At 60.9% G+C, this 22,515-nt stretch carries 15 protein-coding genes and 2 riboswitches; of the genes, 5 read left to right on the top strand and 10 right to left on the bottom strand.

The features are described 5' to 3' along the window. Nucleotides 1-17: 17 nt before the first annotated feature. The 8 genes from gcvH to apbC all read right to left on the bottom strand — a co-directional run bounded on the left by gcvH (nucleotide 18) and on the right by apbC (nucleotide 12,462). Complete coding sequence (gene gcvH, locus LSG25_RS19220; RefSeq protein ID WP_232742468.1) at nucleotides 18-398, bottom strand: glycine cleavage system protein GcvH; 381 nt, start codon at nucleotides 396-398, stop codon at nucleotides 18-20. Nucleotides 399-440: 42 nt separating this feature from the next. After that, a complete protein-coding gene (gene gcvT / locus LSG25_RS19215; protein WP_232742467.1) occupies nucleotides 441-1,538 on the bottom strand; it encodes a glycine cleavage system aminomethyltransferase GcvT in 1,098 nt (365 codons plus the stop codon). Between the two features lie 51 nt (nucleotides 1,539-1,589). Beyond that, a riboswitch (glycine riboswitch) is annotated at nucleotides 1,590-1,702 on the bottom strand. A 26-nt stretch (nucleotides 1,703-1,728) separates the two neighbouring features. After that, nucleotides 1,729-1,817: riboswitch (glycine riboswitch) on the bottom strand. 70 nt (nucleotides 1,818-1,887) lie between these two features. Then, nucleotides 1,888-3,108 (bottom strand): NAD(P)/FAD-dependent oxidoreductase, encoded by a 1,221-nt coding sequence (locus LSG25_RS19210; RefSeq protein WP_255696609.1) that lies wholly within the window; start codon nucleotides 3,106-3,108, stop codon nucleotides 1,888-1,890. Between the two features lie 3 nt (nucleotides 3,109-3,111). After that, complete coding sequence (locus LSG25_RS19205) at nucleotides 3,112-5,373, bottom strand: arginine/lysine/ornithine decarboxylase (RefSeq protein ID WP_232742466.1); 2,262 nt, start codon at nucleotides 5,371-5,373, stop codon at nucleotides 3,112-3,114. Between the two features lie 9 nt (nucleotides 5,374-5,382). Continuing rightward, nucleotides 5,383-5,946 carry a dCTP deaminase gene (gene dcd / locus LSG25_RS19200; protein WP_232742465.1) on the bottom strand — a complete coding sequence of 188 codons (564 nt, stop codon included), beginning with the start codon at nucleotides 5,944-5,946 and terminating at the stop codon, nucleotides 5,383-5,385. A gap of 74 nt (nucleotides 5,947-6,020) precedes the next feature. After that, nucleotides 6,021-9,578, bottom strand: coding sequence for a translocation/assembly module TamB domain-containing protein (locus LSG25_RS19195; RefSeq protein ID WP_232742464.1), 3,558 nt, complete (start codon nucleotides 9,576-9,578; stop codon nucleotides 6,021-6,023). Nucleotides 9,579-9,595: 17 nt separating this feature from the next. Then, nucleotides 9,596-11,368: an autotransporter assembly complex family protein gene (locus tag LSG25_RS19190; RefSeq protein WP_232742463.1), complete on the bottom strand. Its 1,773-nt coding sequence runs from the start codon at nucleotides 11,366-11,368 to the stop codon at nucleotides 9,596-9,598. 8 nt (nucleotides 11,369-11,376) lie between these two features. Beyond that, nucleotides 11,377-12,462 carry an iron-sulfur cluster carrier protein ApbC gene (apbC, locus tag LSG25_RS19185; protein ID WP_232742462.1) on the bottom strand — a complete coding sequence of 362 codons (1,086 nt, stop codon included), beginning with the start codon at nucleotides 12,460-12,462 and terminating at the stop codon, nucleotides 11,377-11,379. A 101-nt stretch (nucleotides 12,463-12,563) separates the two neighbouring features. On the opposite strand from apbC, the gene LSG25_RS19180 reads away from it, so the two are divergent. The 3 genes from LSG25_RS19180 to LSG25_RS19170 all read left to right on the top strand — a co-directional run bounded on the left by LSG25_RS19180 (nucleotide 12,564) and on the right by LSG25_RS19170 (nucleotide 16,839). Continuing rightward, nucleotides 12,564-12,812: a hypothetical protein gene (locus LSG25_RS19180; protein WP_232742461.1), complete on the top strand. Its 249-nt coding sequence runs from the start codon at nucleotides 12,564-12,566 to the stop codon at nucleotides 12,810-12,812. 246 nt (nucleotides 12,813-13,058) lie between these two features. After that, nucleotides 13,059-15,095, top strand: a complete 2,037-nt coding sequence (locus tag LSG25_RS19175) for a hydantoinase/oxoprolinase family protein (RefSeq protein ID WP_232742460.1) — start codon at nucleotides 13,059-13,061, stop codon at nucleotides 15,093-15,095. 13 nt (nucleotides 15,096-15,108) lie between these two features. Then, nucleotides 15,109-16,839, top strand: a complete 1,731-nt coding sequence (locus LSG25_RS19170; RefSeq protein WP_232742459.1) for a hydantoinase B/oxoprolinase family protein — start codon at nucleotides 15,109-15,111, stop codon at nucleotides 16,837-16,839. A 31-nt stretch (nucleotides 16,840-16,870) separates the two neighbouring features. On the opposite strand, the gene LSG25_RS19165 is transcribed toward LSG25_RS19170, so the two are convergent. Beyond that, a complete protein-coding gene (locus LSG25_RS19165) occupies nucleotides 16,871-17,794 on the bottom strand; it encodes a LysR family transcriptional regulator (protein ID WP_232742458.1) in 924 nt (307 codons plus the stop codon). A 137-nt stretch (nucleotides 17,795-17,931) separates the two neighbouring features. Between LSG25_RS19165 and LSG25_RS19160 the strand changes: the two genes are divergently transcribed. Then, nucleotides 17,932-18,909 (top strand): tripartite tricarboxylate transporter substrate binding protein, encoded by a 978-nt coding sequence (locus LSG25_RS19160; protein WP_232744771.1) that lies wholly within the window; start codon nucleotides 17,932-17,934, stop codon nucleotides 18,907-18,909. Between the two features lie 186 nt (nucleotides 18,910-19,095). Continuing rightward, a complete protein-coding gene (gene metG, locus LSG25_RS19155) occupies nucleotides 19,096-21,168 on the top strand; it encodes a methionine--tRNA ligase (protein ID WP_232742457.1) in 2,073 nt (690 codons plus the stop codon). Here the strand turns inward: metG and kch are convergent. Beyond that, entirely contained in the window at nucleotides 21,161-22,363 is a 1,203-nt protein-coding gene (gene kch / locus LSG25_RS19150) for a voltage-gated potassium channel protein (protein ID WP_232742456.1), read from the bottom strand. The genes metG and kch overlap by 8 nt on opposite strands. Nucleotides 22,364-22,515: the final 152 nt, after the last annotated feature.

The raw sequence follows: 22,515 nt of genomic DNA, 5'->3' as shown, positions 1-22,515 counted from the left end.
AATAAAAAAATGAAAGCTCAACCCGCGTTGACCACGGCTTCATAACCGGCCGCATCGAGCAGGCCGTCGATGTCGGACGCATTTTTCGGCTTGATCTTGAAAATCCAGGTATCGAAAGCCGCATCGTTGATCAGATTGGGTTCGGAATCGAGGGCCTCGTTGAATGCCACGATCTCGCCATCGACCGGCGCATAGATATCGGACGCCGCCTTGACGGATTCCACCACACCCGCGGTTTCGCCGGCGGCCAGCACTGCGCCGGGATTGACATCGCCCACGAAAACCAGGTCGCCGAGTTGATCCTGGGCGGCATCGGTAATGCCCACAAGGAACACATCGCCCTCGGCTTTAACCCATTCGTGCGACGACGTGTACTTGCGATCGGAAGGAAGACTCATGATAGACCTCGTTAAAAGTAATGAAGTTTTCGAAAAAACAGTTCAGGCCGCAAGGACTTTGCCGTTGCGGACAAAAGGCATGGGCGTGACCTGGGCCGGAACCCATTTGCCACGTATTTCAATTTCGACTTTATCGCCGGCTTGCGCACCGGCTGGAACACGGGCCATGCCCACCGACACGCCCATGGTGGGCGACATGGTGCCGCTGGTGATTTCGCCTTCGCCCTGCGCGGTGCGAACCTTCATGTGAGCGCGCATCACGCCGCGTTCCAGCAGCTTGAGCCCGACCAGAGACCGTGCGGCCGGCACGGCTTCGATGGCGGCCCGGCCAACGAACTGGCGCTGCGGATCCTTGAGCGACACCGTCCAGGACAGCGCGGCTTCCTGGGGATGCACAAAGTCGTCCATATCCTGGCCATACAAGTTCATGCCCGCCTCGAGACGCAAGGTGTCCCGCGCGCCCAGCCCGCATGGCCTGACGCCCTGCCGGGCAAGGTCGCGCCACAGGGCCTCGGCCTGGGTTGCGGGCAAAACAATTTCGAAGCCGTCTTCGCCCGTATAGCCGGTGCGCGCCACTAGGGTAAGTTCATCGATAAAAGTGCCCACGAAAGGGGTCAGCGCTTCAGTGGGAGTCTGCCAGGCAGGCCGTGCCGCCCAGACCTTTTGGCGCGCATTCGGGCCTTGCACCGCAATCATGGCAAGATCGCGTCGCGGATTAAGCGCCACATTGAAATGCCCGGCATGCGCAACGCGTTGCATCCAGGCAACATCCTTGTCGGCCGTGGCGGCATTGACCACAATGCGCCAATTGTCGGCGGCAAAAAAATAGACAATCAGGTCGTCGATAACGCCGCCCTCGAAATTCAGCATGCACGAATACAGGGCTTTGCCGGGCACGCTCAGCTTGGCCACATCGTTGGCCAGCAGGCGCTGCAAAAAGGCTTTGGAATCGGGCCCCTTGACCTCGACATTGAGCATGTGCGACACATCGAACATGCCGGCGTCCTGGCGCACGGCGTGGTGCTCCTCGAGCTGCGACCCGTAGGCCAACGGCATTTCCCAGCCGCCAAAATCGACCATTTTGGCGCCCGACTCGATGTGAACGCTGAATAAAGGGGTACGCTTGAGCGCAGAAGACATGGAGACTCCGAGAAACAGGGAACGACGGATGCCAACAAGCTGATTGGCGAGTGCCGCCCTTCTGTCCTTTTGCCTGAGAGTTGACCCGCACGCAGCGAGTGTTCACCTTCGGCGCCTGCCGCGTCACCCACGAGTGCCGCGCAAGTCTCTCCAGATTGCTGCCCTGCCTGCCTCGGATAGCGACACAGACAATACATGGACGGTACCGGGTACCTGAGCGATTCTGGGCGAATTGCGCCTTCGGCGGCCGAAAAATCGGCTCTCTCCCGCCACATGTAATGACAGCAGCGCAAAGCATAACTCGAAAGGGGATCGAACACCAAGCGAATTCGGCGGACCTGACAGGGGTTTATTTCGCCTGCAGGGCGCGCCCGCAAGCCATGCCGGAAGCCCAGGCCCATTGAAAATTGTAACCACCCAGCCAGCCCGTGACATCGAGCGCTTCGCCGACAATATACAGGCCAGGCACAGCCTTGGCCTGCATGGTTTTTTGATCGAGGCCCCGGGTATCCACGCCTCCACGCATGACCTCGGCCTTTTTATAGCCGGCGGTTCCGGTGGGCGTCAGCGACCAGCGATGAATCTGCCCGGCCAACCGGCGCAGCAGCCGGTCGGGCGCATCGGCCATGCGCAGGCTCGTTACTCCGTGTTCGACCCCGTCGACGTTGGAGAGCCATTGCTCGGCCAGGCGCCTGGGCCACAGGTCCGACAGGACCGAATTGAGCTGCTGCCGGTTGCCCGGCTTGGCCACCAGCAGTTCCCGCTCCAGGTCGCGCCCCGGAGCCAGGTCCAGCGTGATCGGCTCGCCCGGATTCCAGAAGCTCGAAATCTGCAAAATGGCGGGCCCCGACAAACCTCGGTGCGTAAACAGCAGGTCTTCCAGAAATTCAGCACGGCCCTTGCCCTGGCCGCCCGTGACGCCCACTTCAAGCGCGACGCCGCTAAGGGCCCCGAACGCCTTCCAGTGTTCCGGATCGAAGGTCAGCGGAACGAGGGCAGGACGGGGTTCCACCACTTTCAGGCCGAACTGGCGCGCTACCTTCAAGGCGAAATCGGTGGCCCCCAATTGAGGGATCGCCATGCCGCCGCAGGCCAGCACCAGTTGGGCCGCCCGTATTTCACCCAACGAAGTCCGCAAGACAAAATCGGTCTTGTCGTGCTCAAGCTCCGCCACGGAACACGGCATGCGCCAGGCCACGCGGCCCATATCGCATTCGCGTTTGAGCAGCTCGATGATCGACTCGCTGGAATCGTCGCAAAAAAGCTGGCCGCGATGTTTTTCGTGCCAGCGTATGCCGTGCTTCTCGACCAGATCGATGAAATCGCGCGGCGTGTAGGCCGCCAGCGCCGACCGGCAAAAATTGGGATTTTGCGACAGAAAATTGGCGGGCGTCGTGCCGATATTCGTGAAATTGCAGCGGCCGCCGCCTGAAATGCGGATTTTCTCGGCCAGCTTGGCGGCGTGCTCGACCAGCACCACCCGCAAGCCGCGCTGGCCGGCCACGGCCGCCGCCATCATGCCGGCGGCCCCGGCCCCGATAACCGCTACATCAAAGCGCCCCGCCGACACGCCTTAGTCTTCTCTGAGACAGTCGACGTAGAAACGCGATTCGCCATCGGGCATTTTTTCTTCAGCCAGGCCGTGTATATCGGTTTCAAAGCTCGGAAACCTGGCATTGAATTCGCGCGCAAACTGCAAGTACTGAACAATGCGACGATTGAATCGTTCGCCGGGAATCAGCAGGGGAATGCCGGGCGGGTAGGGAGTCAGCAGCACGCCGGTTACCCGCCCTTCCAGATCGTCGATGGATACCCGCTCGACCTCGCGGTGCGCCATCTTGGCATAGGCGTCGGAAGGCTTCATGGCGGGCACCATATCGCTCAGGTACATCTCGGTCGTCAGGCGCGCCACATCGTGCTCGCGATAAGCGATATGGATCATCTGGCATAAATCGCGCAAGCCCATTTTTTCGTAATGCCGATGGCCGCGACAGAAATCCGGCAGAATGCGCCAGAGCGGCTGGTTGCGGTCGTAATCGTCCTTGAATTGCTGCAAGGCGGTCAACAGCGTATTCCAGCGGCCCTTGGTGATGCCTATGGTGAAAAGAATAAAGAACGAATACAGGCCGGTTTTTTCCACCACCACGCCGTGTTCGGTCAGGTATTTGGACACCAGGGCGGCAGGGATGCCGGTTTCGGCAAACGTACCCGACATGTCCAGCCCCGGATTGACGATCGTGGCCTTGATGGGATCGAGCATATTGAAGCCTTCGGCCAGATCGCCGAAGCCATGCCATTCTTCGCCCGACTCGAGCATCCACTCGTCGCGATTGCCGATACCGTCGCCCACGAGCCGGTTGGGGCCCCACACCTTGAACCACCAGTCGTTCTTGCCGAACTCCGATTCGACCTTGCGCATGGCGCGGCGAAAGTCCAGGGCTTCGCGTATGCTTTCCTCGACCAGCGCCGTGCCCCCGGGCGGCTCCATCATGGCCGCGGCCACATCGCACGAGGCAATGATCGCGTACTGCGGCGAGGTGGAGGTATGCATCAGGTACGCTTCATTGAAAATGTTGCGGTCGAGCTTGCGCGTTTCGGATTCCTGCACAATGATTTGCGAGGCCTGGGAAATACCCGCCAGCAGCTTGTGCGTGGAATGCGTGGCATACACCATGGCATCTTTGCTGCGCGGGCGATTCAAGCCGATGGCGTGCATGTCCTGGTAAAACTCGTGGAATGCCGCATGCGGCAGCCATGCTTCGTCGAAGTGCAGCGTATCGATTTCGGAGCCGAGCTTTTCCTTGATCATTTCGACGTTGTAGATTACCCCGTCGTAGGTACTTTGAGTCAGTGTCAGGATGCGCGGCCGCTTGTCCTTGGCTTCGCGGGCAAACGGGTTGGCCTCGATTTTCTTGCGGATGTTTTCGGGCTCGAACTCATCGAGCGGTATGGGCCCGATAATTCCCAGGTGATTGCGGGTGGGGCGCAGAAATACCGGAATGGCCCCCGTCATGGTAATGGCGTGCAGGATGGACTTGTGGCAATTGCGATCGACCACCACCACGTCGCCCGAGGCCACATTGGCGTGCCACACCACCTTGTTCGAGGTCGACGTGCCATTGGTCACGAAAAAACAATGGTCGGCATGGAATATGCGTGCCGCGTTGAGCTCGGACTCGGCAATCGGGCCGGTGTGGTCCAGCAGCTGCCCCAATTCATCGACGGCATTGCAGACGTCGGCCCGCAACATGTTCTCGCCGAAGAATTGGTGGAACATCTGCCCCACCGGGCTTTTCAGGAAGGCAACGCCGCCCGAATGCCCTGGACAATGCCAGGAATAGGAGCCGTCGGACGCATACTTGACCAGCTCGCGGAAAAACGGCGGGGCCAGGCCATCGAGGTAGGAACGCGCCTCGCGAATAATGTGCCGCGCCACGAACTCGGGCGTATCCTCGAACATATGAATGAAACCATGCAGCTCGCGCAGGATATCGTTCGGGATATGCTGCGAGGTGCGCGTCTCGCCATACAGGTAAATGGGGATATCTTCGTTGCGGAATCGCAGCTCGCCTATGAATAGGCGCAGATTCTTGATCGCGTTGGCCACGTCTTCGGGCGAATCGACGTCGAACTCCTCATCGTCTATCGACAAGATAAAGGCGCTGGCGCGGCTTTGCTGCTGGGCGAACGAGCTCAGGTCGCCGTAGCTCGTGACCCCCAGCACTTCCACGCCCTCGGCTTCGATGGCGGAGGCCAAGGCGCGGATGCCGAAACCCGAGGCATTCTCGGAGCGATAGTCTTCATCGATGATGACGATGGGAAAACGAAATTTCATGGGGAACTCCTAGGTGCGAGGCAAGGTGACGCCTTGCTGCCCCTGATATTTGCCACCGCGATCGCGATACGAGGTTTCGCAGACTTCGTCGCTTTCGAAAAACAGCATTTGCGCGCAGCCTTCGCCGGCATAGATCTTGGCGGGCAGCGGCGTAGTGTTGGAGAACTCGAGCGTGACATGGCCCTCCCACTCGGGTTCGAGCGGGGTGACGTTGACGATGATGCCGCAGCGCGCATAGGTGCTCTTGCCCAGGCAGATGGTCAGGATGCTGCGCGGAATGCGGAAGTATTCGACCGTGCGCGCCAGGGCGAACGAGTTCGGAGGAATGATGCAGACATCGCCTTCGAAATCGACGAACGACTTTTCATCGAAGGCCTTGGGGTCGACGATAGTCGAATTGATGTTCGTGAAAATCTTGAACTCACGGGCGCAGCGCACGTCGTAGCCATAGCTGCTGGTCCCGTAGCTGACTATCTTGCCGCCATTGGCCGTGCGCACCTGGCCCGGCTCGAACGGCTCTATCATGCCGCCCCCGGCAACGCGCTTGATCCAGCGATCACTTTTAATGCTCATATCCATCACCTAGTTGCGTGGGCGCCTATTTTATCCCTTAGCCAGGGAAGATGTACGGCGGCGGCAAGAAACCGCTAATCTTTGAAGAAAGTACGGTAAACCAAGGCTATTCCGCTTACCGTACCGACGCTCAGTTCGGCGGTCAAGCCCTTGGCCAGCAAGTAGCTGAGCCGCCCCACCGTACCCGTCTTGGACAGGGCCTGCTCGACGCTCACGGTAATGCCCTTGGAAAGAATCTTGCTGGCGCGCACGAATTGCTGCTCGAGCGTGCTGTTGTTGCTGCTGTTGCTGATGTCATTGACCACCGTCTGGACCGGCAACAGGCTGCCCGTGCTGGCCAGCTCGCCCGACTGTATGCTGACTTCGTCGAGGCCCAGCTTGCGATAGAAAGGCGCGCCGCCGCCGATCAGCGATGTGCCCACCGAAAGCAGCAGCGCGGCGTCGCCTCCGCCTTCATCCGGCGCGCGGCCCAGCAACAGCCACGAAAGCTTTTCCACATCGCTGACATTCGGATAGGACACCAGGTCGATGCGCGGGCGCTTGCCCGTGCCCGCCACACGCACGCCGGCTTCAACGGCCACGCCGGTGCGCAAGGCTTCGATGTTCAGAACCGGGTTGGCGATATCGCCCTGGAACGTGATCGTCCCGCGCCTGAGCTGCAAATGCTGGCCATAGGCCGAAATGGCGCCGCCGCGCGTTCTCAGGGCACCCTCGCCCGTCAGCTTGCCGTCGGCCATGATGATCCGCATGCTGCCGATCAGGCCCGAGTCCAGGCCGAAACCGGTGATGTAAAACCGCGGCCCCAGGTCCACTTTCAGGTCCATGGAAATAGCCATGGGCGTGCTGGGGGCCACCTCGACGCCGGGGCGCAGGACCACGACATCGCTATCGAGCGTCGGCACGCTGCTGAGCATGTCCAGGTCGAACCAACCCGCGTCCGCCTTGATATCGCCCACGATGGAAATCTTCGGAATCTGCGCATCGATCTTCAGCTTGCCGCTGATCATGGCGTAACGATCAGAACGCTGCAGGATCGGGTAGCGATACAGATCGATGTTGACCACCCCCGCCGAATGCAGAAGGTCCCAGTCGCCGCTCAGGGTCAGGTGGCCGTTCTTGGCATCCGGGCTGGTGTGCACCCACTCATTGGTGCGCCATTCCTTGGGATCGACCCTCAGGCGGGCTGGAAAGCTCAGCTTGTCGAGTATCAGGCGTTCGTTGGCCAAATGCGCCTCGAGCGTACCCTCAAAAAGGCGAACCCCATCGTCGAGGCGCACGAACTTGATGTTTTTCCCGTTGATGACGCCTGTCGTTGCCCATGACCCATTGGCCGCGCGCTTGGCCTGCACGTCGGCATGCAGCGAACCGCCCAGGTCGGTGTTGTCGCCGATAAACCTGCTGAGCCAGGCAATATCGGCAATATCCGCACGCACAGCCAGGTTCAGGGGTTCTTTGGAATCATAATTCAACTGCCCCTGCGGCGTGGTTCTTAGAAGCGTGCTGCCGCTCGCGGTAATCTGGCCCCGCCTGGCCGTATTCATTTTCAAATCGACATTCAGGCGGCTGGCGGCGGCGCCCGCCTTGCCGGCCTTCAAGTCCAGGATCAGGTCCTGGAGCCCGAGCGCGTATGGCGGATCGCCCGGAACCACCAGATCTCCGGAAATGCGCTTGATCGTGGCCTGCCCCCCCAGCGTCCCCGCAAACTTGAAATGCCAGTCGGCGGCCAGCACCAGGTCCTTGATCTGGCCGGCACGCTTTGACTTGACATTGACGCCGCCTCGATCGGCCTTCGCCTTGTCTGTCACGTTGAAGGTCTGGCGCAATTCCCGGATCAACTGGGGAGAAAGGGTCAACTGGCCGATACCCCCCTGAGTTTCCCAGATTCCAGCGCGGCCGCGCGACCCTTTGTGCTGCATCACAAAACCCGCTTTGGACGGCAGGCGAAAATCCAGCGACGCGGCCCCGACCTGCCATTCCCAGTCAGGCGCCACCGCCCCGGGGCTCATGGAAACGGCAATAGGCCCCTGGATACCTACGCTGGCCCCCGACTGGGCGAGCTGGAACTGGGTAATCTTGCCCTGCCAGCTGTCAAGGCCAGTCTTGGAAGGCCCCCACGCGCCTGTCGTGGCCATATGGAGCTGCACCTGCCTGCCCGCCGCCCCACCCCCGCGCTTGGCAGGCTGACCAGCCGGTTTCCCCTGACCTGGAGGAGAATACACAATCTTCAGATCGGTGGAGTGCTTGGCCCACCAGCCGTTTATCTCGCCCTGGAGGGCGAGCCCGCCAACCGCATCCGGCCAGAAGGCAGCCAGCTCGGGGGCCTGTACGTCCAGCTTCATATGGCCATCGACACGCCCAAGCGAACCGTCCGCCCGCATGCGATTCTTGCCCAAGCGTACATCCATGGCCAGTTCCTGGACCTGCAGGAACTTCCATGCCTCCGCGTTCACGGCCGAGGTGGCTGACGCATCGGGTGGCAGCGCCGTGTTGACGATTTTGGTCTTGATGGTCCCCGACAAGGGCTGCTTATTCCAGCGCGATCCCGGACCAAATGCCACGTCCAGGCTGGCGGCCAGCAAATCGCTGCGGTTGCGCAGTTGCGCATCGAACTTGATGGTCGAAGTCAGCAGCGAGGAGGGAATCGTCGGGCCGGCAAGCAGCCCCACATTCAGTTTCTGGGTGCTGACCGTGCCTTGCACATGGTCCTGAACGGCGTTGCCCACGGTTTCCTGCTGCCAGCCAAGCTTGGCATGCAAAGAGGATCCATCCATCAGGCCCAGATCCACGACCGCATCGCGCAGGGGAAATGCGGCACGCGGCGCAAGATTCACATCGCCATCGAGCTGCAGGCCCTGGCCATTGGCCGCCAGCACGACTTTCAAGGCATCGAGCGAGCCTTCCGCCTTGGCCGTCAAATCGACCACGCAGGCCTCGATCGACGCATTCTCCTTGTCGCCTTCGGGCAAGGTAGGCACGAAATGGCGCGCGCATAAAAGCGAATCGGGCGGCAGGTCGCGCGCATGTATGACCAGGTTCGCCTGAACCGGCCAGGGATCCTTCAGCTTCAGCAGCTTCACCTCGCCGTCCGCGTCCACTTTCATGGAATCGCGACCCAGCCCGATATGATGCAGGGACAATTGCGCCCCAAGCTCCGACAGCGACAGGGACGCCACCACGTCCCTTACAGTAAGGGGCAGCGCCTTGCCGTCCTGGCGGATGGCCAATTCGCCCAGCGCGAATCGGTCCAGCTCCACCCCCACGGGCAGGCCGGGCATCTTGAATGGCCCGTTCGGGGACTTCGGAGGCGAGCGGATCAAATCCAGATCCAGCTTGTCGGCCGACAGCATGCGTATGTGCAAGCTGTGATCCAGAAAGTCCCCCCAGTTGACCTGGACTTGCAGGTTTTCCGCCGCCATGTTCACGCCGGGCACCTTGACCTGCAAGGTTCTTATCTGCACACCGTTCCAGATGGAGCCCTGGATGCCTTCCGCCTTGCCGTCCAGTTGTTCGGCCGCGGTCAGGAACACCCAGCGCGTGCCGGCCTGCGTGCCCACGCACCAGTACACAAAGCCGCAGGCCACGGCCAGCAACAGAACGGCCGTCGGACCCAGCCCGACGAAAATACGCCGCATCCATCGCGCCAGACTGTTCAAAACGCAATACCCAGGGAAAAGTGCAAACGCAATTTATGATCGCGCTGGCCATAAGCCACATCTATATTGAAAGGGCCCGCCGGCGTACGCACCAGCGCCCCCACCCCATAGCCGACCGCCCATTTCATGGCGCTGAACGACTCGGCGGCATCGCCGGCATCGACGAACACGCCCATACCGAAACGCTCGTTGAAATAATGCATGTACTCGATGCTGGCCACCGCCAAGGCCGGCGCTCCAACTATCGCGGCGCCCTGCTGCAAGCCTATGCTCTGATAGCGATAGCCGCGTATGCTGCGCGCACCGCCCGTGCGGTATCCAAAATCTTCAGGCAGCCGCGAGGTCTTGGACCACACCTTGCCTACCTCGCCGCGCAGGGTCAGGACGTCGCGCCGGCCTACCGGCCACCACTTCTGGGCTCGCAGGCCGGCACGATAAAAGGGTTCACCCTTATCCAGAGTGACTCCCGAACCCAAACCCACATCGATCAGGTTGCCCTCGCGCGGATCGTACTTGTCGTCGACATCGCGGCGCAGCCAATCCCAGGTGCCCACCAGGGTGGGGACTTCGTACCCGGTGGCCCCGGCAATCTTGACTTTGTCGTAGGCGGCGGCCAGATACCACTGCGTTTCGAACTGCACCCGGCTGTTGCCGGCGGCATTGCGCGTCTGCGTGCGCTTCCATCCCAGGCCGGTGCGCGTCGTATCCAGCCCCTCGATGTCGGAGTGGCTAAAAAGCGCGCCCACGCTGTCGTTGTAGCCACTGGCAGTCGGCGCGAAATGCACGTCGTAGAACGCCCGCTGGCGATTCTTGTCGACCCCCGCGCCGGTTTCTATCCAGATCGGCTCGCCGAACACCACATTCTGGCGATACAAGACCTCCGCGCGAACGCCATTGTCGCTATCCACGCCCAGCGACGTGGAAAAACGCCGCGCCGGCGCTTCGGTCAACTTGACCTGCACCGGCAACTCGACATCGCCATTGGGCAAGACGGTGCGATGCTGGGGATCGTTGTCCAGCGTTACGAATGCCCCGCGGAAAAACGTGGTCGACTGCAAAGCCTGCTGCCATTCATCGAGCTGCGTCTGGTCGTAGGGCTCGCCGGGCTGGTAATCCACATAACGGTCCACGAGCTTCTGGGGGACTCTCTTGAGCCCGGTGACCGTCATTTTCCCCAACCTCACCCGCGGGCCGCTGTCCACGGCCATGCGCAAATCGGCCTTCGCGGCATCGGCATCGATAGCGGCCCGCGAGCTGACCAGACGGGCCAGGTAGAAATCCTTGGTGCTGACGTTGTCGATCAGGTCGGCCTTGGCCTTGCCCCAGCGCTCGTTGACAAAAGGCATGCCTTCCTTGAGCAGCCATTGATCCCGAATGGACTTGAGGCGGCCGGCAAATTCCGGTGCCGCGATGCCACCGGTAAAAGACAGTTCGACTGTCTTGACCGTCGTGCGCTCGTTAGGCTCTATGGTGATGTTCCAGGTCTGGCCGCCCACGTCTTCGCCGACATCGAGCGTGACCTTGGACGAAAAATACCCCTGGGTTTCCAGGGCCGAAATCGTGGCCTGACGGGCGCGGCGCTGCAGGCGCGACATTTCGCTGGCGTCCTGGTCTTCGGCAAGGCGGGTAATGACGCCCACGGCGCTGGTGATCGACTGCAGGGCCGCAGGCCCGACGCCGCCGGGATCGATCACGACTTCGGGCTGGGCGGCGTACGCGCAATCGCCCAAACCTACAATGATCAGAAAACCAGCAACCGTCGCACGCATCAAGACAATTAATGCTGGACTACGACGGGCGGCATCTTGCCCGCCATATCGCGCGGCAATTCGGCCACGACCGTCGTGATTTCGTGCGCAATGGCATGGTACAGGGCCGCGACTTCGCCGTCGGGGTCGGCAATGACCGTAGGGCGCCCCGAATCGGTTTGCACGCGGATATCCATGACCAGGGGCAAGGCGCCCAACCACGGCAGATTGAATTCCGCCGCCATGTTCCTGCCGCCGTTTTCACCAAAAATGGCTTCGGCGTGACCGCAATTGGAGCAGATATGCATGGACATGTTCTCCACCACCCCCAGCACGGGCACATCGACTTTCTGGAACATGCGCAGCGCCTTGCGGGCGTCGGCCAAGGCCAGATCCTGCGGCGTCGTCACGATAATCGCTCCGGTCAGCGGCACTTTCTGCGCCATCGTCAGGGCGATGTCGCCCGTTCCCGGCGGCATGTCGACGATCAGATAATCCAGATTGTCCCAGTTTGTCTGGCGCAGCAACTGCTCCAGCGCCTGGGTGACCATGGGGCCGCGCCATATGGCGGGGGCATCGGCGTCGATCAGGAAACCTATGGAATTGGCCTGCAGGCCATGCCCCACCAGGGGCTCCATCGTTTTGCCATCCAGGCTTTTGGGGCGCCCCGACAGGCCCAGCATCATGGGTACGCTGGGGCCGTAGATGTCGGCATCCAGCAAGCCGACACGCGCGCCCTGGCGCAAAAGCGCCAGCGCCAGATTGACGGCCGTGGTGCTCTTGCCGACACCGCCCTTGCCCGAAGCCACCGCAATGATATTGCGCACATTGGGCAAGGGCTTGAGGCCGCGCTGCACGGCGTGCGTTGCCACCATCGCCGTGGTGACCCGCAGATCGCTCAAATTCAGCCCGTGCGGCTGCAAAGCCGTTTCAATTCGTTTCCTAAGCTCGGTTTGCCGATTGTGCAAAGGCTGGCCTAGGGCTAAAGTAAGGTGTAATTCAGTTCCGTTTAACTGTATGTCGCTGTTCTTGGTCGTAATACTCAATTTGTTCCCGGTATTAGGGTCAATCACCTCTGCCAGTACAGTACGTATTTGTTCAGAGTTCAAATTCATATCAATCGAAGCCTTGTCTAGGGGATTACACTTGCTGCATCAGCCTAAAGAATAGCGGATTGGCGGAATTATTTTCTGCACGAATGGTCTACACATATACGATGAATACATTTAATCAAATACTTCGCATGGCGTTTTTTCTGGTGCTGGCTATTTTCGGCACGGTGATGGCGTTTATTTTCATGGTTTCCACGGCAATTGCAATTGCCGTTCTATACGTCGTGGCCCGTATAAAGGGTCGCCCGTTCGGCGTGCGAGCCTACTGGGATCAGCGCCATAAAACCGAGCCCAGGAAAAACACCTTTAAAAACAAAGACGTGGTCGACGTCGAAATGCGCGAAATTCCCTAAGGCGCACAGACGCAGCACGCGTTTGCGCCCGACTGCAACCAGTCGTGACCATTCGTGAGCGCACCAAACTTGGCGAACCCCGACGATTCGCGCGCATCGCCAACAGGCAGACTCGAAGAAGCACCCCACGGCGGATTGCCATAAGCCGGACTGTATATCACCATAACTGCGCCCCCCCTTCACGCTACCCAGCCCGGCTCGTACCATCTGTGCTGGTTATGACATCAAGCCACAAGGGGCGCAAGCATGTATCGAATAGGTATCGACGTCGGCGGTACGTTCACGGATTTCACATTGGTGAACGAGAACGAGGGCGGCGTCGCATTTTTCAAAGAACCGTCCACGCCGCACGATCCGTCCGAGGCCATCGACAACGGCATCCGCGGGTTGATGAACGAACACGGCATCGCACCGGACCAGATCAGCCATATCGGCCATGGCACCACGGTTGCCACCAACCTGATCATCGAACGCAAAGGCGCCTTGTGCGGGCTGATCACCACCAAGGGGTTCCGCGACGTCCTGGAAATCGGGCGCCAGGTTCGCCCGCACCTGTATGACTATAGCGTCGTCAAACCGCCGCCGCTGGTGCCGCGGGCGCTGCGCTGCGAAGCCGCCGAGCGCATTTCGGCCAAAGGCGCCATCCAGCTTGGCCTGAACGAGGACGAAGTGCGCGCCGCCGCGAGATATCTGCGCGACGCGGGCGTGGAAGCCATCGCCATCTGCTTCCTGCATTCGTACCGCAATCCGCTGCACGAACAGCGCGCCCGCGATATCGTCAAGGAAGCAGCGCCTGATGTGTATATCAGCATATCCAGCGACGTCCTGCCGGAGTTCCGCGAATATGAACGGCTCTCGACCACCGCGCTCAATGCCACGGTCGGGCCGCGCATGGAGCGCTACCTGCAGCGTTTCCTGGATCGGGTATCCGCGGCGGGAGTTCCGGCGGAACCGCTCACCATCCACTCCAACGGCGGCCTGATGTCGGTGGAAACAGTGCGTCACTACCCGGTGCGTACCTGCCTGTCCGGCCCAGCGGCCGGTGTGGTGGGAGCGGCCGTAGTGGGCCGCGTCGCCGGATTTCCCCAATTGGTGACCTTCGACGTCGGCGGCACCAGCACCGATGTGTCGCTCATACACGAAAGCAAGCCGATCTTCACCTCGAACCGCCAGGTCGCGGGGTATCCGGTGAAGACTCCCATGGTTGACATCCATGTGATCGGAGCAGGCGGAGGCAGTATCGCGTGGCTCGACGATTCGGGCTCCCTGAAAGTCGGCCCTCACAGCGCGGGCGCCGTGCCCGGGCCGGTCGGCTATGGCCGCGGCGGCACGCTGCCCACCATCACGGACGCCATGTTTGCGCTGCGGCGCCTCAATCCCCATAGCCTGCTCAAGGGCAAGATGGCCGTTCAGGCGGCCGCGGCGCGCGCAGTCATCATGGAAAAAGTCGCCGAACCGCTGGGCTTGACGCTGGAGGCGGCCGCCGAAGGCATCATCCGCATCGCCAACGCCAACATGAGCCGGGCGATCCGCTCGGTTTCCACCGAACGCGGCTACGAATTGTCGAAATTCGCCCTGTTTGCCTTTGGCGGCGCCGGTCCGCTGCACGCCATGGACGTGGCCCACGAATGCGGTATTCCCGTCGTCGTGGTGCCGCAGGAACCCGGCACCATGTGCGCGCGCGGCATGCTGCTGACCGATATTTCGTTTGACTTCGTCGAGAGCGATATCGCACTGGTCGACGCGTCGAGCTGGGCGCGCATCACCGAAAAGATCGAGCGATTGACGCACGACGCGGAACAATGGCTGGCCAGCGAAGGCGTGGATACCACCGACCGCGCCTATGACACGGTAATCGATGCGCGCTATGTCGGACAGAACTTCGAAGTGCAAGTGGCCATGGCGCGCGGCACCGCCCTGGATTATGCGAGTTTCGAATCGAATTTTCACGCTGCGCATCTCCGCGAGTACGGATACAACGTGCCGGAACGCGCCATCGAGGTCATCAACTGCCGCGTCAAGGCGGTAGGCGCCGTCGTCAAGGCACCCTTGGCCAGGCTGGCCATCAAACCGGTGCCGGCCCCTGTGTCGCGTCGCGAGGTTTATTTCGGCGCCAGCCACGGCTGGCTACCCACGGACGTATACGATCGGGACCAGTTGGGCGCAAACGCCGAATTCACAGGCCCGGTGGTGATCGAGGAAATGAGCTCGACCACTGTGATTGCACCGGGGCAGCACGCGCGCATCGACGACTACGGCAACCTCATCGTACGTATCGCCTGAACAGGAAACAGCCATGAACGACATAGATATCATCAGCGACCCGATCGAAATGGAAGTCTTCACCAATCGGCTGCTGTCGATTACGGAAGACATGAACAACACTTTGGTTCGATCGTCTTTTTCCACGAACATAAAAGAACGCAAAGACTGCTCGGTCGCCCTGTTCGATGCACGCGGACGCCTGGTTGCCCAGGGCACGCAAATTCCCCTGCACCTGGGGTCCCTGAACGGCGCCATGGCGGCGGTGCTGGCACAGTTCGGAGCGGCGGCGATCAAGGACGGCGATGCCTTTATCAGCAACGACCCCTATATGGCGGGCGGCAGCCATTTACCCGATATAAATATAGTGACACCGGTATTTCACCAAGGCAAGCTGGTATTTTTCGCAGCCAATGTCGGCCATCATTCGGACGTAGGCGGCTCGGTGCCAGGCTCGATAGCCGGCGGCTCGCGCACGATTTTCGAAGAAGGGATACGTATTCCGGTGGTGCGCATCGCGCGCGAGGGCAAGATCGATGACGGCATGCTGCGCCTGATTTGCGGCAATACACGCGACCCTGAAGAGCGCATGCTCGACCTGAAGGTACAGGTCGCCACCAACAGCCGCGGATCAGAGGCAGTCAAGGGCCTGTTGAGCCAGATGGGTGTGGAGCGCGCGTTGACAGCCGTCGAAGATGTCATACGCTACACCCGGGCCCGGCTGGTGCGGCGCATTTCCGAACTCAAGACCGGTTCTTATTCATTTGTGAACGTAATGGACGACGACGGCCTGGGCGGCGGCGAACCGGTAGAGATCCACGTCAAAGTAACCGTGGGCGATGGACGTCTGGCGTTCGATTTCACCGGTTCGGGAAGACAGGCGCGCGGCGCGATGAACCTGCCGGTCAGCGCTTTGAACGCCTGCGTATATTATTCAGTCAAGGCCTTGCTCGATCCTGAACTGGCCGCCAACGCCGGCCTTTTCGACCCCCTGGATATCACGGCGCCGGCGGGTACTATCGTCAATCCGCTGGCACCGGCCGCGGTCGGTGCCCGGTCGCTGACCGCCCAAAAGGTGGCGGGCGCCATTTTCGGCGCTTTTCGCGGCGTGCTTCCGGAATCGCGCATCATGGCTTCCGGAAACGACGTCTGCCCCGCCATTGTGTTCTCGGGCAGGCTTGAACGCCGCACGGGCGATTTCGTCTATTTGGAGACCGTGGCCGGCGGTGCCGGCGCACGGGCCGACCTGGACGGCATGGACGGCGTGCATGTGCATATGACGAACTCGTCGAACCTGCCCATCGAAGCGCTGGAAAACGAATATCCGCTGCAGGTCGACGAATACTCCTTCGTGCCGGAATCGGGCGGCATCGGCCGTACGCGCGGCGGCATGGCCATTGCGCGCCAGATATCTTCCCTGGCTGATGGAATCGTGTTTTCCGCCAGGTCGGATAACCACACCGCCGGCCGCTCCATCGGCGTTCTGGGCGGCGGCGACGGGCGGCAATCCCGGCTGCAGCGCTTCGCGGCCGACGGAACAGCCGAAACCCTGTCGTCAAAGACGGCCAATATTGCGCTCAGGCGAGGTGAAAGCGTACGCCTGGAAACCTCCGGCGCGGGCGGCTTCGGCATACCCGCCGAGCGCTCGGCCAAGGCCCTGGCTCGCGACCTGGCCGACGGACTCATGGGTGAGGGCGCGGCGCGGATGGCCTACGGTCCACTGGTGGACCTGGCGCTTGCCCAACTGAAGTCTCCCGCCAAGTAGGCGCAAGGGTCCAACGGCCGCGCCGCCGGCGCTATGACGGAGCAAGCTTTGGGCCGGCGCCGCCGAATGCCGCCCCTATGCACTGGCGCAGCCAGGCATGCGCCTGGTCGTTCTGGTAACGCTCGTGCCAATACAGCGAAATGCTCAACGGCGGCAAAGGCAGCGGCGCGGGCAGCACGACCGTTCCGGAGGCCGCCGCCAGGCTTTGCGCAATGCTTGATGGCAAGGTAGCCACCATATCGGTGGTCGCCAGCACGAACGGCGTGGCCACATAGCTGCTAAGCACAATCCCCACCGTGCGGCGCTGCCCCTGCGCGAGCAGGGCGGCGTCGACCTGTGTATTGAAGTAGCCGGCATAGCCTGAAGCATCCATGTGCTGGTATTGCAGATAGGCCGCCATGTTCCATTCGCGGCCCAGCGCCGGATGCCCCTTGCGAACCAGGCAGGCGCTGGCCTCTTCAAACAAAAATCGCGCCCGCAAGCTGTCGGGCGGCTGCGGGTAGTGCCCTATGTACAACTCGATATAGTTGCCCGACAGCATATCGAGCGCGCCGGAAACTTTGGGAGGAAGGCATTGAATCTGAATATTCGGCGCCTCGGCCTTCAAGCGAGGCAGCACGCGCGGCAACACCACATACTGCAGGTAGTCGCTGGCGTAGATGGTGTAGCCATGGGCGCTGGTGGCGGGATTGAAGGAAGTTTCCGGCGACGTCGAACGCTGCCAGGCATGCAGCAAAGGCTGGAATGTGCGATGTAATTCCTGTGCGCGCAGCGTCGGCGTCCACTTATTGCCGTCGCGCTCCAAAAGAGGATCGCCAAACAAATAGCGCAAACGGCTCAAGGCCGAGCTCATCGCCGGCTGGCTGATTCCCAGGGCCTCCCCCGCCTGGGACACACTCTTGCATGTGATCAATGCATCGAAGTGAACAAGCAAGTTCAGATCAGTTGATTTCATAAGGTAAAAGTTATGCGCTTATAAGTCTGGCATTGTCGACGCCCCAGAGAGCCCCGCGTACTATTTCAACACGGTAGCATTTTATCCAACAAGCGACCGCCAAAGCTAAAAATCCAAGGAGAAATGCAGTGCTGAATATGCGGAAAACGCTGGTGCAACTGGCATTGGCAGCCATGGCCCTCCCTCTCGCCGGAACAGCATCTGCGAGTGATGCCTGGCCTGGCAGCAAACCTATACATCTTATCGTGCCCTATGCCAATGGCGGGTCCACCGATCTGGTCGCGCGGCAAATCGGCAATGCGCTGGGCAAACGGCTGAACCAGACCGTCGTGGTCGAGAACAAGGCCGGTGCCAGCGGCGTGATCGGCACCTCTTATGTCGCACGCCAGCCGCCGGACGGTTACACCTTGATGATAGGCACGGTGTCCAGCCACGCGATCGCACCCAGCGTCACCACCAATTTGCCCTACGACGTGAGCAAGGACTTCACGCCCATCACCACGATAGGCACGATACCCGACCTGATTGTCGTCAATCCCACGGTTCCGGCCAACACCTTGAGCGATTTCATCAAGCTTGCCAAATCCCGTCCCGGTAAAATCAGCTACGCTTCGGCCGGGCCTGGCACCTCCAGCAATCTGGGCGCCGCTTACTTCGCCGCCGAAGCCGGCATCAGCCTCAATGGCATTCCCTATCGCGGATCGGGGCCGGCCCTGATCGACGTCCTGGGCGGTCATGTAGACATGATGCTCGATGTGATCATGACTTCGCTCGAACCTCTCAAGGCAGGCAAGCTCAAGGCTCTTGCCGTTACATCCAAGACCCGTTCGCCGCTGCTGCCCAATGTGCCCACGGTAGCCGAAAGCGGTCTGCCAGGCTTCGAGGCCATTATCTGGTTCGCCATCCTGGCCCCCGCCCATATGCCCCCGGCCCTGCAAACCAAGATCGCCGACAACCTGGACGCTGTGTTGGCCGCGCCGGACATGAAAAAATTCCTCTTGAGCCAAGGCATAGAAGCCGTCGGCACCGGGCCGGTCCCTTTGGCGCAAACCATCAAGGCCGACACCGAAAAATGGCGTCGGATCGCGCAGATCGCCCACATCAAACCCCAGTAGATGCGACGGCCGGCCATCGGCCTGAAAACGATCTTTATGGCCAAGCGGCGTCAATGACACACGCGTACAGGCGGCCGTGCCCGGCGAAATTCCCACCATCGGCGCCGGCACTGGCCTGTATGCCATACTGCATGCTCCGCCCAAAAGCCCTAAAATCGCCTTTTCACAATCCCATACGCATCACTCATGTCGCGCACGCTATTTGTCACCACCGCCCTCCCGTATGCCAACGGCTCCTTCCACATCGGCCACATCATGGAATATATCCAGGCCGATATCTGGGTCCGCACCATGCGCATGGCGGGCCATACCGTGCATTTCGTCGGAGCGGACGACGCGCATGGAGCGCCCATCATGCTCAAGGCCGAAAGCGAAGGCATCACCCCGCAGGCCCTGGTGGCGCGCTACGCCAGCGAACGCCCGCAATACCTGAACGGCTTCCATATTGAGTTCGACCACTGGCACTCTACCGATTCGGCCGAAAACGTGGCGCTGTCGCAGGATATCTACCGGCACCTGAAAGCGGCCGGCTTCATCGCCACACGCACCATCGAGCAGTTCTACGATCCCGTCAAGGGCATGTTCCTGCCCGATCGCTACATCAAGGGCGAATGCCCGAACTGCCACACCAAGGATCAATACGGCGATTCCTGCGAGTCCTGCGGTGCCGTCTACGCGCCCACCGATCTTATCGAACCCTACTCCACCCTGACCAAGGCCAGGCCGGTGCTCAAGTCATCGGAGCATTTTTTCTTCAAATTGTCCGACCCGCGCTGCGTCGAGTTCCTGCAGGAATGGACCACCGGTAGCACGCCGGGCGGCAACAAGCGCCTGCAGGCCGAAGTACTGGCCAAGACCCGCGAATGGCTGGGCAGCGGCGGCGCCGATAGCGAAGCCAATCTGGCCGACTGGGATATTTCCCGCGACGAGCCCTACTTCGGCATCCCCATTCCCGACGCGCCGGGCAAGTTCTTTTATGTCTGGCTTGATGCGCCCGTGGGCTACCTGGCCTCTCTCAAAGCCTATTGCGCCAAGCAAGGCCTGGACTTCGACGCTTTGCTCGACCCGCAAGGCACCACAGAACAAGTGCATTTCATCGGCAAGGACATTGTGTATTTCCACGCCCTGTTCTGGCCCGCCACGCTGAAATTCGCCGGGCGAAAAACACCGGATGCCTTGCATGTGCACGGCTTCATTACCGTCAGCGGCGAAAAAATGTCGAAAAGCCGCGGTACTGGAATCTCGCCGCTGCGCTATCTGGAAATCGGCATGAACGCGGAGTGGCTGCGCTATTACATTGCCGCCAAGCTGAACTCGCACGTCGAAGACCTGGACTTCAACCCCGAGGACTTCATCGCCCGCGTCAACAGCGACCTGATTGGCAAATATGTGAACATTGCCAGTCGCGCCGCCAATTTCATCAGCAAGCACTTCGACGGCCAACTGGCGTATCGGGGTGACACGCAGGCGCTGCAAACCGAGCTGCAAACCGTTACCGAAAGCGTGCGCGCCGATTTCGAGGCGCGCGAATACGGCCGGGCCATACGCCAGATCATGGCGCACGCCGACCGCATCAACCAGGCCTTCGATACCGCCCAGCCCTGGGTCATGGCCAAGGGCCTGGCCAACGCCGATGCCGAGCAGAAAGCCGCCTTGCAAGACATATGTTCGCGTGCCCTGGCAGGGTTCAAGGCCTTGTCGGTCATGCTGGCCCCGGTTCTGCCGCAGCTCGTTAAAACCGTAGCGCTGGAGCTCTTCGGCGCGGCCAAACCCTACCAGTGGTCCGACGCGGGGCAACTGCCCGGCCACATTGCCGCGTTCAAGCACCTGATGCAGCGCGTCGATCCAAAAATGCTGGACGATCTGTTCGAGCCTCCGGTCGCCGCGGCCCCGATGCCGGGAGGCGAAGCCATTGCCGAACCCATCGACATCAAGGATTTCGCCAAGGTCGATCTGCGCATTGCCAAAATCATTGAATGCCAGGCGGTGGACGGCTCCGACAAGCTGTTGCGCCTGACCCTGGACGCCGGCGAAGGCCGCCATCGCCAGGTATTCTCGGGCATCAAGTCGGCCTACAAGCCCCAGGACCTGGTCGGAAAGCTGACCGTGCTGGTGGCCAACCTGGCGCCGCGCAAGATGCGCTTCGGCATCTCCGAGGGCATGGTGCTGGCCGCCAGCCATAACGACGAAGCCGTCGATGCCGGCATTTACATTCTGGAGCCCTGGGCAGGTGCCCAGCCTGGCATGCGCATCAACTAGCCGCGGCGTCGGTCCGGGCGAAAAACAGCTGGGTGATCAGTTCGCTGTCGAACGGCTCGCCGCTCAGGGTGCGGGACAAAATCTCGCCCCCCAGCAGTTGCAGCGAGAAAACCATATCGGGCTTCACGCTCTTGATTTTTTGCAGATGCGTGCTGGTGTTGGCCAGGGCCACCGTCTTGGTGGCGGGCCCGCCCACTTCCTTGGCCGCCAGCACGATAAACGCGTTTTCGGCGTCATCGTCGCGCAGGGCCAATACGTACTGGGCCTTGGCGGCGCCCGCCTCGCCCAGGGTATCCGAGTTGGACGGGTCGCCGACAATCAAGTCGGTTTCGGCGGGATAATCGTGCGGCACGCCCGCGGGCACAATGACCGTCACGTCATTCCCTCTTTTACGAAGCCCCTTGTACACGCTTTGCGCCAGCGGGGTCGCCCCGGCGATGATAATGTGATTTTTTCTCATGACATTGGATAAGCGCCCTTTGACCAAGCGTTTAAGATTACCTCCGATAAGCGGGCCTACAATCGCGCTGATCGACGTCGCAAACACCGTAATGCCCAAAATAATGATAGAAGCGGAAAACAGCCGCGCGCTGACCGTTTGCGGAGTAATGTCGCCGTAGCCGACCGTCGACATCGACACGATCGAAAAATAAAAAGCGGTCGCCATGTCGCGCACCTGGGGCTGAAACTCCTCGCCCAGATACAAGGTCCCGAAAACCGCGTATATCAGCAAGGACAAGATGCTCAGTATGGCAAACAGGCTGCCCGCCGCCAGGCTGGACCGATCGAAACGGCGCCAATAGCCGACCAATACCAGCACCAGCACCAGCGTGTAGATCGCCATGCCGAAATGGCCATGGGCCTGCCACAGCGCAAACGTGCCCGTCAACACCAGTAGAAGCAGGGAAAATGCCCAGGCTATGCGCGCCCGAAGTATCAAGCCTATGGCCATGACCTGCAGGCCCACCCCCAGCATCAGGCGCGGGATTTCCACCAAGCCTATCGACTGCAGGAAAAGATTCAGGTTGTCGACCGTGAACCAGTCCAGCCAGCTTTGCGGCTGCGCCTGGCGCACCGCCAGAAGCCCGGGCTGCAGGAACAGGTAGCCATCCAGCGCGACGAGCAGCGCAAGAAACCAGTTCAGCGGCAAGACGGCGTAAAACCGCTTCAGTCGATTGCGAAATCGTAAATGCATCGGATCCTTCGAACAATATCCGGCCTGGAACCGGCCAAGTTTAGCGTATGCGAACCAGATCCGGCAGCCCGGCGTTCGTATTTGCGGCTTCCCGATCAGTAACATCCGGCCCGCCTATCGTTGCCTGTTAATATGAGCCGAGTCTTGATATC

The sequence above is a fragment of the Paralcaligenes sp. KSB-10 genome, assembly GCF_021266465.1.
Taxonomy (GTDB): Bacteria; Pseudomonadota; Gammaproteobacteria; order Burkholderiales; family Burkholderiaceae_B.
This window is presented reverse-complemented; position numbering and strand designations above follow the sequence as displayed.

Excerpts from the sequence above, each read along its gene's own strand:
- LSG25_RS19160 (WP_232744771.1), top strand. The coding sequence starts at position 17,932 with ATGCGGAAAACGCTGGTGCAACTGGCATTGGCAGCCATGGCCCTCCCT.
- kch (WP_232742456.1), bottom strand. The coding sequence starts at position 22,363 with ATGCATTTACGATTTCGCAATCGACTGAAGCGGTTTTACGCCGTCTTG.
- LSG25_RS19165 (WP_232742458.1), bottom strand. The coding sequence starts at position 17,794 with ATGAAATCAACTGATCTGAACTTGCTTGTTCACTTCGATGCATTGATC.
- LSG25_RS19195 (WP_232742464.1), bottom strand. The coding sequence starts at position 9,578 with ATGCGGCGTATTTTCGTCGGGCTGGGTCCGACGGCCGTTCTGTTGCTG.
- apbC (WP_232742462.1), bottom strand. The coding sequence starts at position 12,462 with ATGAATTTGAACTCTGAACAAATACGTACTGTACTGGCAGAGGTGATT.
- LSG25_RS19205 (WP_232742466.1), bottom strand. The coding sequence starts at position 5,373 with ATGAAATTTCGTTTTCCCATCGTCATCATCGATGAAGACTATCGCTCC.
- LSG25_RS19180 (WP_232742461.1), top strand. The coding sequence starts at position 12,564 with ATGAATACATTTAATCAAATACTTCGCATGGCGTTTTTTCTGGTGCTG.
- LSG25_RS19175 (WP_232742460.1), top strand. The coding sequence starts at position 13,059 with ATGTATCGAATAGGTATCGACGTCGGCGGTACGTTCACGGATTTCACA.
- gcvT (WP_232742467.1), bottom strand. The coding sequence starts at position 1,538 with ATGTCTTCTGCGCTCAAGCGTACCCCTTTATTCAGCGTTCACATCGAG.
- LSG25_RS19170 (WP_232742459.1), top strand. The coding sequence starts at position 15,109 with ATGAACGACATAGATATCATCAGCGACCCGATCGAAATGGAAGTCTTC.
- metG (WP_232742457.1), top strand. The coding sequence starts at position 19,096 with ATGTCGCGCACGCTATTTGTCACCACCGCCCTCCCGTATGCCAACGGC.
- LSG25_RS19190 (WP_232742463.1), bottom strand. The coding sequence starts at position 11,368 with ATGCGTGCGACGGTTGCTGGTTTTCTGATCATTGTAGGTTTGGGCGAT.
- gcvH (WP_232742468.1), bottom strand. The coding sequence starts at position 398 with ATGAGTCTTCCTTCCGATCGCAAGTACACGTCGTCGCACGAATGGGTT.
- dcd (WP_232742465.1), bottom strand. The coding sequence starts at position 5,946 with ATGAGCATTAAAAGTGATCGCTGGATCAAGCGCGTTGCCGGGGGCGGC.